10 protein-coding genes are annotated in these 10,863 nt (G+C 74.0%); all 10 read right to left on the reverse strand.

Annotation, left to right across the window (positions count from 1 at the left end; translation table 11 throughout):
* Positions 1-801: orotidine-5'-phosphate decarboxylase (gene pyrF / locus GJV82_RS18460; RefSeq protein ID WP_318657822.1), on the reverse strand; the 801-nt coding region annotated here is incomplete at its 3' end.
* On the reverse strand, positions 798-4,163 hold the full coding sequence (carB, locus tag GJV82_RS18465) for a carbamoyl-phosphate synthase large subunit (RefSeq protein ID WP_318657823.1): 3,366 nt from the start codon (positions 4,161-4,163) through the stop codon (positions 798-800). The genes carB and pyrF, both read right to left, overlap by 4 nt.
* 2 nt (positions 4,164-4,165) lie before the next feature.
* Positions 4,166-5,413 (reverse strand): glutamine-hydrolyzing carbamoyl-phosphate synthase small subunit, encoded by a 1,248-nt coding sequence (carA, locus tag GJV82_RS18470; protein WP_225873487.1) that lies wholly within the window; start codon positions 5,411-5,413, stop codon positions 4,166-4,168.
* A complete protein-coding gene (locus GJV82_RS18475) occupies positions 5,410-6,087 on the reverse strand; it encodes a PH-like domain-containing protein (RefSeq protein WP_318657824.1) in 678 nt (225 codons plus the stop codon). Before GJV82_RS18475 ends, carA begins: the two co-directional genes overlap by 4 nt.
* Positions 6,084-7,433: a dihydroorotase gene (locus GJV82_RS18480; protein ID WP_318657825.1), complete on the reverse strand. Its 1,350-nt coding sequence runs from the start codon at positions 7,431-7,433 to the stop codon at positions 6,084-6,086. Before GJV82_RS18480 ends, GJV82_RS18475 begins: the two co-directional genes overlap by 4 nt.
* A complete protein-coding gene (locus tag GJV82_RS18485) occupies positions 7,430-8,527 on the reverse strand; it encodes an aspartate carbamoyltransferase catalytic subunit (protein WP_115942521.1) in 1,098 nt (365 codons plus the stop codon). Before GJV82_RS18485 ends, GJV82_RS18480 begins: the two co-directional genes overlap by 4 nt.
* Positions 8,524-9,189, reverse strand: coding sequence for a bifunctional pyr operon transcriptional regulator/uracil phosphoribosyltransferase PyrR (gene pyrR / locus GJV82_RS18490; RefSeq protein ID WP_155100230.1), 666 nt, complete (start codon positions 9,187-9,189; stop codon positions 8,524-8,526). The genes GJV82_RS18485 and pyrR overlap by 4 nt, the downstream gene beginning before the upstream one ends.
* A gap of 183 nt (positions 9,190-9,372) precedes the next feature.
* Positions 9,373-9,792 carry a transcription antitermination factor NusB gene (gene nusB / locus GJV82_RS18495; protein WP_024839637.1) on the reverse strand — a complete coding sequence of 140 codons (420 nt, stop codon included), beginning with the start codon at positions 9,790-9,792 and terminating at the stop codon, positions 9,373-9,375.
* A gap of 43 nt (positions 9,793-9,835) precedes the next feature.
* The gene (gene efp, locus GJV82_RS18500) at positions 9,836-10,399 is read right to left on the reverse strand and encodes an elongation factor P (protein ID WP_318657826.1); all 564 of its coding nucleotides are present in this window, start codon (positions 10,397-10,399) and stop codon (positions 9,836-9,838) included.
* Between the two features lie 107 nt (positions 10,400-10,506).
* On the reverse strand, positions 10,507-10,863 hold a 357-nt coding region (locus GJV82_RS19625), incomplete at its 5' end, for a hypothetical protein (RefSeq protein WP_225873488.1).

Below are 10,863 nucleotides of genomic sequence, written 5' to 3' on the forward strand. Positions count from 1 at the left end.
CGGGCCCGCGCGCAGCACGCCACGCGACGACGACGCGAGCACCTGCCCGCGCGCGGCGCCGAACACCGCGGCGAGCTCCGCCGCGCCCGCGCCCTGCGCACCCACGCCCGGGGCCAGCAGCGGACCGCGCACCGCGGCGAGGTCCGTGCCCGTGCGGGCCGTGGCGTCGGCGATCGTCGCGCCGACCACGAGGCCGACCGGCCCCAGCGCGTCGCCCGCCTCGACGACCGGCGCGTTCACGCGCGCCGCCTCCCGCGCGACGTGCGCCGCGACGGACTCGACGCCCGCCCCGGCGCCGCGGCGCGCGTGCTGCACCTCGGCACCCTCGGGGTTCGACGTGAGGCACAGCACGAACAGGCCGCGCCCCGTCTCCAGCGCGGCGTCCACCGCGGGCTGCAGCGACCCGAAGCCGAGGAACGGCGAGACCGTGAGGGCGTCCGCGGCGAGCGGCGAGCCGTCGCGCAGGTACGCGTCGGCGTACGCCGCCATGGTCGAGCCGATGTCGCCGCGCTTGGCGTCCATGACCACCAGCGTGCCGGCGGCCCGGGCCGCCGCGAGGACCTCCTCGAGCACCGCGACGCCGCGCGACCCGTGCCGCTCGAAGAACGCCGACTGGGGCTTGACCGCGGCGACGCGCCCACCGATCGCCTCGACGACCCGCAGGCCGAGCTCACGCAGCCCCGCGGCGTCGTCGGGCAGGCCCCAGTCCGCGAGCAGACCGGGGTGCGGGTCGATGCCGACGCACAGCGGGCCGTGGTCGTCCATCGCCGCGCCGAGCCGCGCGCCGAACCCCGCGCTCACGCGCCCACCCGCTCCGGAGCCGCGGGCGCGACGCCGGCCGTGAGGCCCTCGCCCGCCATGTGCTCCTGCAGGCTCGCGACCGCGAACGGCCCCGCGAGGACGGCCTCGATGCCCTGGACCGCGGCGGCGAGCTGGTCCACCGTGGTCGCGATCGGCTTGTCGGCCGCGGTCGTGGCCGCGCGGATCTCGTAGCCGTCGGCGCGTGCGCCCTGGCCGGACGGCGTGTTGATGACCATGTCCACCTCGCCCGCGGTGATGAGGTCGACGATCGTCGGCTCGCCGTCGGCGCCCCGACCCGCGGAGAACTTGCGCACGACGCGCGACGCGATGCCGTTGCGGCGCAGCACGCTCGACGTCCCGTCCGTCGCGAGGATCTCGAACCCGAGCTCCGCGAGGCGCTTCACCGGGAACACGATCGAACGCTTGTCGCGGTCCGCGACCGAGACGAACACGCGGCCCGACGTCGGCAGCCCGCCGAACGCCGCGGCCTGCGACTTCGCGAACGCGTGCGGGAAGTCGCGGTCGAAGCCCATGACCTCGCCCGTGGAGCGCATCTCCGGGCCGAGGACGGTGTCCACGACCGTGCCGTCCGCGGTGCGGAACCGCTTGAACGGCAGGACCGCCTCCTTCACCGCGATCGGCGCGTCGAGCGGCAGCGTGCCGCCGTCGCCCTCGGCGGGCAGGACGCCCGCCGCGCGCAGCGCGGCGATCGACTCGCCGGCCATGACGCGCGCGGCGGCCTTCGCGAGCGACGTGCCCGTGGCCTTCGACACGAACGGCACCGTGCGCGACGCGCGGGGGTTCGCCTCCAGGACGTACAGCACGTCCGAGACGAGGGCGTACTGCACGTTGAGCAGGCCGCGCACCCCGACGCCCTTCGCGATGGCCTCGGTCGAGCGGCGGATCCGCTCGATCTCCTGCTCGGACAGCGACACGGGCGGCAGGACGCACGCCGAGTCGCCCGAGTGGATGCCGGCCTCCTCGATGTGCTCCATGACGCCGCCGAGGAACAGCTCGGTCCCGTCGTAGAGCGCGTCGACGTCGATCTCCATCGCGTCGTCGAGGAACCGGTCGATGAGCAGCGGCGCGGGCAGCGTCCCGGCCGTACGGTCCTCGGCCGCCGCGGCCGCGAGGGCGCGCTCGACGTAGCCCGTGAGCTGCTCCGCCGAGTACACGATCTCCATGCCGCGCCCGCCGAGCACGTAGGACGGGCGCACGAGCACCGGGTACCCGATGCCGGCCGCGACGTCCTTCGCCTCGTCGAGCGAGCGCGCGGTGCCGAACGCCGGGGCGGGCAGGCCCGCCTCGACGAGGACGCGGCCGAACTCGCCGCGGTCCTCGGCGGCGTCGATCGCCTCGGGGCTCGTGCCGAGGATCGGCAGGCCCGCGTCCGCGAGGCGCTGCGCGAGGGCGAGCGGCGTCTGCCCGCCGAGCTGGACGATGATGCCCTTGACCGGGCCGGCCGCGAGCTCGGCCTGGTAGACCTCGAGCACGTCCTCGAACGTCAGCGGCTCGAAGTACAGGCGGTCCGACGTGTCGTAGTCGGTCGAGACCGTCTCCGGGTTGCAGTTGACCATGATCGTCTCGTAGCGCTCGCGCAGCGTGAGGGCCGCGTGCACGCACGAGTAGTCGAACTCGATGCCCTGGCCGATGCGGTTCGGGCCCGAGCCGAGGATGATCACGGCCTCGCGCTCGCGCGGGGCGACCTCGGTCTCCAGGTCGTACGACGAGTAGTGGTACGGCGTGCGGGCCGCGAACTCGGCCGCGCACGTGTCGACCGTCTTGTAGACGGGGCGCACGCCGAGCGCGTACCGCACCTCGCGCACCGTCGCCTCGCCCGCCGGGCCCATGCCGCGCAGGCGCGCGACCTGCGCGTCCGACAGGCCGTGCTTCTTCGCCTCGCGCAGCACGTCGTGCGTGAGCGCGGGCGCGTCGGCGACGGCCGCGGCGACCTCGTTGACGAGCTGGATCTGGTCGAGGTACCAGGGGTCGATCTTCGTCGCCTCGAACACCTGCTCGACGCTCGCGCCCGCGCGCAGCGCCTGCTGGACGCCGATGATGCGGTTCTCCGTGGGACGCGCGATGCGCACCAGGAGGTCGTCGAGCTCGGCGCCGGAGACGGGCTCGCCGTCCCAGTGGAACACCGCGCCGCCCTTGTCGATCGACCGTAGCGCCTTGCCGAGCGCCTCGGTGAAGTTGCGCCCGAGCGCCATCGCCTCGCCGACCGACTTCATGGTCGTCGTGAGCGTCGGGTCCGCCGCGGGGAACTTCTCGAACGCGAAGCGCGGGACCTTGACGACCACGTAGTCGAGCGTCGGCTCGAACGACGCCGGGGTGACCTGCGTGATGTCGTTCGGGATCTCGTCGAGCGTGTAGCCCACGGCGAGCTTCGCCGCGATCTTCGCGATGGGGAAGCCGGTCGCCTTGGACGCGAGCGCGGACGAGCGCGACACGCGCGGGTTCATCTCGATGACGATGACGCGGCCCGTGTCCGGGTCGACGGCGAACTGGATGTTGCAGCCACCCGTGTCGACGCCCACCTCGCGGATCACCGCGATGCCGATGTCACGCAGCTTCTGGTACTCGCGGTCGGTGAGCGTGAGCGCGGGCGCGACCGTGATCGAGTCGCCCGTGTGCACGCCGACCGGGTCGACGTTCTCGATCGAGCACACGACCACGACGTTGTCGTTCTTGTCGCGCATGAGCTCGAGCTCGTACTCCTTCCAGCCGAGGATCGACTCCTCGAGGAGCACCTCCGTCACCGGCGAGTAGTGCAGGCCCTGCCCGACGATGCGGCGCAGCTCCTCCTCGTCGTACGCGAAGCCCGAGCCGAGGCCACCCATCGTGAACGACGGCCGCACGACCATGGGGTAGCCGAGGTCGCCCGCGGCCGCGACCGCCTCCTCGACCGTGTGCACGATGAGCGAGCGCGCGGACTCGCCGCCGCACTTCTCGACGACGTCCTTGAACTGCTGGCGGTCCTCGCCCTTCTGGATCGCCGCGATGTTCGCGCCGATGAGCTCGACGCCGTACTCCGCGAGCACGCCCGCCTCGTCGAGCGCGATCGCCGCGTTGAGCGCGGTCTGCCCGCCGAGCGTGGGCAGGAGCGCGTCGGGGCGCTCCTTGGCGATGATCGACGTGAGGACCTCGGTCGTGATCGGCTCGACGTACGTGGCGTCGGCGAACTCGGGGTCGGTCATGATCGTGGCCGGGTTCGAGTTCACGAGGACGACCCGCAGGCCCTCCTCCTTGAGCACGCGGCACGCCTGGGTGCCGGAGTAGTCGAACTCGCACGCCTGGCCGATGACGATCGGGCCGGACCCGATGACCAGGACGCTGGAGATGTCGGTTCTGCGAGGCACGGTCAGCTCTCCTTGATGTTCTGGTCGGCGGCCTCGGAGCCCTCGGAGCGTCGGGACGCCATGAGCTCGACGAAGCGGTCGAAGAGGTACGCCGCGTCGTGCGGGCCGGCCGCGGCCTCGGGGTGGTACTGGACGGAGAAGGCGGGCAGGTCGAGGCACTCGAGCCCCTCGACCACCTGGTCGTTGAGCCCGACGTGGGACACGACGACGCGCCCGTAGCGGCCGCCGTCGTGCGGGGCGACGGACTCGCCGTCGAGCGGCGCGTCCACGGCGAACCCGTGGTTGTGCGCCGTGACCTCGACCTTGCCGGTGCGGCGGTCCATGACGGGCTGGTTGATGCCCCGGTGGCCGTACGCGAGCTTGTACGTGCCGTACCCGAGCGCGCGCCCGAGGATCTGGTTGCCGAAGCAGATCCCGAAGAACGGGGTGCCGCGGTCGAGGACGCCGCGCAGCAGCTCGACCTCGTGCGTCGCGGCGCCCGGGTCGCCGGGGCCGTTGGAGAAGAACACGCCGTCGGGCGCGTACGCCTCGATCTGCTCGATCGTCGTCGAGGCCGGCACCACGTGCACGCGCACCCCGCGCTGGGCGAGGCGCTGCGGCGTCATGGACTTGATGCCGAGGTCCACGGCCACGACGGTCGCGACGGGCTCCCCGTCGGGCGTCGAGCCCTCGAACGGCTCGACGACGTACGCCTCGTCCGTGCTGACCTCGCGCGCGAGGTCGGCGCCCGCCATCGCGGGCGCGGCCTTCACCTCCGCGACGAGGTCCTCGACGGTGCGGGGGTAGCCGTCGCGCACGAGCGCGTCGCCCGAGAAGATCCCGGCGCGCATGACGCCGAGCTCGCGCAGGTGGCGCGTGAGGGCGCGCGTGTCCACGTCGCTGATGCCGACCACGCCCTGCGCGGCGAGCTCCTCGTCGAGGGTGCGCCGGGCGCGCCAGCTCGACGCGCGTCGCGCGGCGTCGCGCACGACGTACCCGGCGACCCAGATCTTGCCGGACTCGGGGTCCTCGTCGTTGACGCCCGTGTTCCCGATGTGGGGGGCCGTCATGACGACGATCTGCCGGTGGTAGGACGGGTCGGTGAGCGTCTCCTGGTAGCCGGTCATGCCGGTGTTGAAGACGACCTCCCCCACCGTGGTGCCGCGCGCGCCGTAGGCGCGCCCGGTCTGCACGGTGCCGTCCTCGAGGACGATCAGGGCGCGGTCGGTGCCGGTCGCCGGGGTGGTCACTGCGTTCGCTGAGGCGGTCAAGGCGCTTCCTCGTCGTTCTCGTCGGTGCCGGGGGCCGCGCTCTCGCGCGTCGGCGCCGGGTCTTCGGGGTCTGTGGGGGCGACGGCGCTGCTCGGCGCCCCGGTTCGTCGCTCGTCCGGGCGCCCTCCGGCCGGGACCAGCCCGCGCACCGCCTCCAGGAGGCGCGCGACGTCGTGGTCGTGGCGCGGCATGAGGCCCGTGTCGAGGCGCACCTCGGGCTCCGCCGGGGCCTGTGCCTCCGCCGGGACCGGCTCCGCGGGCACGGTCCACGTCACGACGACGATGGCCTCCTTGCCGACGAACTTTCCGGCCATCCCCGGCGTGAGGGCCGCTGCCTCGACGGACTCGGCGGGCACCCACACGTCCGGGGCGCCGCGGCGCTCGACGTGCACGCCGCCGTCGTGGACGGTGACCTGCGCCTGGGCGCGGTCGCCGAGGCCGTGCGCACCGACCCGGGCGAGCCAGTCGCCCGCGACGGTGCTCGACACGTAGAGCGCGTCGAGCGGGCCGAGGACGACCGTGCCGCGCGCCGTCTCCTCGGGCACGGCCGGCGGCGTGGGGACGACCCCCGCGGAGCGCCGCTCGAGCCGGCGGCGCCCCAGGAGCACGAGCGTCAGGAGCACGACCCCGAGGACGACCCAGATGCCGACCGCGACGGGCTGGGGCAGGTTCACGCCCGCACCCCCTGCGCCTCGGCGGCCTCGACGGGGGCGCCGTCGAGCACGGTGGCCCGGCCGCGCAGGAACGTCGCGACGACCGCGCCCGGCAGGTCGTGGCCCTGGAACGGGGTGTTGGTGCTCGCGGTGACCTGGCCCGCGCCGTCCACGACGCGCCGGGCGGCCGGGTCGACGAGCGTGACGTTCGCGGGCTCGCCCACCTCGAGCGGGCGGCCCTGCGCACGCTCGCCGGTGTCGATCCGCCCGATCCGCGCGGGAGCGGCGGACAGCACGCGCGCGACGTCGGCCCACGTCATGCGCCCGGTGTCGACCATGGTCTGCTGCACGACGCTCAGCGCCGTCTCGAGGCCCGTCATGCCGAACGCGGCGGCGGCCCACTCGCAGTCCTTGTCCTCGCGCGCGTGCGGCGCGTGGTCGGTGGCGACGATGTCGATCGTCCCGTCGGCCAGGCCCTCGCGGACCGCCTCGACGTCCGCGGCGGTGCGCAGCGGCGGGTTGACCTTGAACGTCGGGTCGTACCCGCGTGCGAGCTCGTCGGTGAGGATCAGGTGGTGCGGCGTGACCTCGGCGGTGACGTCGATCCCGCGGCCCTTGGCCCAGCGCACGATCTCGACCGAGCCCGCCGTCGACAGGTGGCACACGTGCAGGCGCGACCCCACGTGCTCGGCGAGCAGCACGTCGCGCGCGATGATCGCCTCCTCGGCGACGGCGGGCCAGCCCGCGAGGCCGAGCTCGGCGGAGACGACGCCCTCGTTCATCTGGGCGCCCTCGGTCAGGCGCGGCTCCTGCGCGTGCTGCGCGACGACGCCGTCGAACGCCTTGACGTACTCGAGCGCGCGGCGCATGAGGATCGGGTCGTCGACGCACCTCCCGTCGTCGGAGAACACGCGCACGCGCGCCGCGGAGTCGGCCATCGCGCCGAGCTCGGCGAGCTGGCGGCCCGCGAGGCCCACCGAGACCGCGCCGACCGGGTGCACGTCGACCCAGCCGGCGTCGCGCCCGAGGCGCCACACCTGCTCGACGACACCCGCGGTGTCCGCGACGGGCGTCGTGTTGGCCATGGCGTGCACCGCGGTGAACCCGCCCGCCGCGGCGGCGCGCGTGCCGGACTCGATCGTCTCGGCGTCCTCGCGACCGGGCTCGCGCAGGTGGGTGTGCAGGTCGACGAGGCCCGGGAGCGCGACGAGATCGGTCGCGTCGACGACGACCGCGTCCGTGGGGGACGCGGCGCCGACGGCCGCGACCTCGGCGATCACGCCGCCGGAGAGCACGAGGTCGACGGGCTCGCCGCCGAGCGGGCGCGCGCCGCGCAGGACGTACGTGGTGGTTGCGGCGCTGCTCACGAGGCGGGGACCCTTTCGACGGTGGGGACGGGCGCGGCGAGCGGGGCCGTCGCGGCGGCCGGCGCGCCGGCGACCTCGGCCTCGTCGCTGCCCGCGAGGAGGAGGTAGAGCACGGCCATGCGCACGGCCACGCCGTTCGCGACCTGCTCGACGATGACCGCGCGCGGCGAGTCGGCCGCCTGCGCGGAGATCTCGAGACCGCGGTTCATGGGGCCGGGGTGCATGACGATCGCGTGCTCGGCGAGGAGGCCGAGGCGCCGCGCGTCGAGACCGTACTTGCGGCTGTACTCGAGCGGGTTGGGGAAGAACGCTCCCCCGCCGGCGCCGGCGCCGCTCATGCGCTCGCGCTGCACGCGCAGCATCATCACGGCGTCGGGGCCGCCGTGCGCGGTGTCGCCCGCGAGGGTCGCGTCGAGGTCGTAGGAGACCTCGCACGGCCACGTCTGGACACCGACGGGCAGGAGCGTGGGCGGCGCGACGAGCGTGACGCGCGCACCGAGCGTGTGGAGCAGGTGCACGTTGGACCGTGCGACGCGCGAGTGCAGCACGTCCCCGACGATCGCGACGTGGCGCCCGTCGAGCCCCGCGCCGCGCGCGGCCGCGTCGTCCGGGCCGCTCGCGCCGGGTGCCGCGAGGGCGGTGCCCGACAGGTGGCGGCGCAGGGTGTACGCGTCGAGCAGCGCCTGCGTGGGGTGCTGGTGCGTGCCGTCGCCCGCGTTGACCACGGCCGCGTCGAGCCAGCCGGCGTGCGCGAGCACGTGCGGCGCGCCCGACGCCTGGTGCCGCACGACGACCGCGTCCGCGCCCATCGCCTGGAGCGTGAGCGCCGTGTCCTTGAGCGACTCGCCCTTGGACACGCTGGAACCCTTGGCGGAGAAGTTGATGACGTCGGCCGACAGCCGCTTGGCGGCCGTCTCGAACGAGATGCGCGTGCGCGTGGAGTCCTCGTAGAAGAGGTTGACGACCGTGCGCCCGCGCAGCGTCGGGAGCTTCTTGATCTCGCGCGACTGCGTGGCGGCCATCTGCGCGGCCGTGTCGAGGATGCGCACCGCGTCGGGGCGCGACAGGTCCTGGGTGGAGAGCAGGTGCCTCATGCGCCCGCCTCCGCCGCGGTCGCGCCGGCCGCGGGCCGGATGACGACCGCGTCCGCGGGGGCGCCGTCGCCCGGGTCGCCGTCCACCTCGGCGAGGCGCACGCTCACGCGCTCCGACGTCGAGGTCGGCAGGTTCTTGCCGACGAAGTCAGGACGGATCGGCAGCTCGCGGTGCCCGCGGTCGACGAGCGCGGCGAGCTGCACCGCGCGCGGGCGGCCGAGGTCGCTGATCGCGTCGAGCGCGGCACGGATCGTGCGGCCGGAGTAGAGGACGTCGTCCACGAGGACGACGACCTTGCCGTCGACGCCCGACGCGGGCAGGCGCGTGGCGCCGATCGTGCGCGTGGGGTGGCGGTGCAGGTCGTCGCGGTACATCGTCACGTCGAGCTCGCCGACGATCGCCTGCGGGTCGAGCGCGGCGTCGGCGGAGGCTCCCTCGATGGCGACGAGCCGCTCGGCGAGACGCGCCGCGAGCGGGACGCCGCGCGTCGGGATCCCGAGCAGGACCAGGTCGTGGGCCCCCTTGTTCCGCTCCACGATCTCGTGGGCGATGCGCGTCAGCGCGCGCGAGATGTCCGCGGCCGTCAGGACGACGGTCCCGGCCTCGGCGTGCGGACCGGGGGTGGTCGGTGGGGGTGTGGGCACAGCAGCGCCAGAGCTCATGTCCGGCGACCTCCTTCCCCGCCTCACGGGACGGGCCTTAAAGGATGTCTGACGGTCACCCACCCTACCGCCGCCGATCGCGGGGGCGGGCTCGCGTCCCGCCGGGTGGGACGCGGCGTCGGTCACACCAGGGTGACCGACGCCGCGGTCGGGTCGTGCACGCCGGCCCGGGGCCGGGCGGGGTCAGGCGGTGATCGTCGGCTTCATCTCGACGATGCGCGCGAGCAGGCCGTTGACGAACGACGGCGAGTCGTCCGTCGACAGCGACCGCGCGAGGTCGACCGCCTCGTCGATCGCGACGACGTCCGGGACGTCGTCGTTGAAGAGGATCTCCCAGCCGCCGATGCGCAGCAGCGCCCGGTCGACGGCCGGCATGCGCTCGAGCGTCCACCCGTGCGAGTACGTCTCGAGCAGCTCGTCGATGCGCTCGCGGTGCGCGACGACGCCCTCGACGATGTCGACCGCGTACTGCGGCAGGGCGGTCTGGGCGGTGCCGGGGTCGGTGACGCGCTCCGCGAGGAGGGTCGTCGGGTCCACCTGACGCTGCTCCGCCTCGAAGAGGACGTCGAGCGCGCGCTTGCGCGCCTTGGTGCGTGCGGCCATGGTGATCGGCTGTCCCTCGGTGCTCTCGGCGGTCCGGTCTCGGTCAGTCGTTCACGCGGCCGAGGTACGACCCGTCGCGTGTGTCGACCTTGACCTTGGTGCCCTGCTCGAGGAAGAGCGGGACCTGGATCTGCGCGCCCGTCTCGAGCGTCGCGGGCTTCGTGCCGCCCGTCGAGCGGTCGCCCTGCAGGCCGGGCTCGGTGTAGGTGATCTCGAGGACGACGGACGCGGGCAGCTCGATGTAGAGCGGCTGGCCGTCGTTGGACGCCACGAGGACGTTCTGGTTCTCGAGCATGTAGTCCTTGGCGTCGCCCACGATCCCGGCCGGGATCGTGATCTGGTCGTACGTCGACGTGTCCATGAACACGTAGTCCGCGCCGTCCTGGTACAGGTACTGGAAGTCGCGACGGTCGACGTTCGCCGTCTCGATCTTGAGCCCCGCGTTGAACGTCTTGTCGATCGTCTTGCCCGTCATGACGTTCTTGATCTTGGTGCGGACGAACGCGCCACCCTTGCCGGGCTTGACGTGCTGGAACTCGATCACGGTCCACAGCTGGCCGTCGAGTCGCAGCACGGTGCCGTTCTTGATGTCGTTGGTGGTCGCCACGTTCGTCTTCCTGTCGGAGGGTCTGCGGTCTGCGCCCACGCGGTGCCGTGCCGGGAGGCACGACGGGTCCACCCGGGAGAGGGGTGCGGAAATGGGCCTTGACGATCTTACCGGAGCGCGACGAGTACCGCGTTCGCCACGACGCCGACGGTCGCGGCCCAGCACATCGACGCGAGCGTCCCGATGACGAACCGCTCCGACGCGACGGGGTGCTCGCGCAGCTCGGGGTAGCGCCCGAGGCCCTTGATCGCCACGACGAACGCGATCCCGCCGGGCTCGCCCGCGAGGAGGCAGCCCGTGATCGCGAACCGCTCGAGGACGCCGATCCACGTGCCGCCGCGCAGCGCCTTGACGGCCTCCGTACCGATCGGGCCCGTCGCCGGGGGCGGCGGCACGGGGACCGACGCCGGGTCGGCGGGCACGCCGCGCGCGCGGCCCGACCGGCCGGGCCGGGGCGGGCGCGC

The organism is Cellulosimicrobium composti (assembly GCF_009711085.1).
Lineage (GTDB): Bacteria > Actinomycetota > Actinomycetes > Actinomycetales > Cellulomonadaceae > Cellulosimicrobium > Cellulosimicrobium composti.

Bases quoted from the DNA above. Each gene is read 5' to 3' on its own strand.
- GJV82_RS18485 (WP_115942521.1), bottom strand. From the start codon at position 8,527: ATGAGGCACCTGCTCTCCACCCAGGACCTGTCGCGCCCCGACGCGGTG.
- pyrR (WP_155100230.1), bottom strand. From the start codon at position 9,189: ATGAGCTCTGGCGCTGCTGTGCCCACACCCCCACCGACCACCCCCGGT.
- nusB (WP_024839637.1), bottom strand. From the start codon at position 9,792: ATGGCCGCACGCACCAAGGCGCGCAAGCGCGCGCTCGACGTCCTCTTC.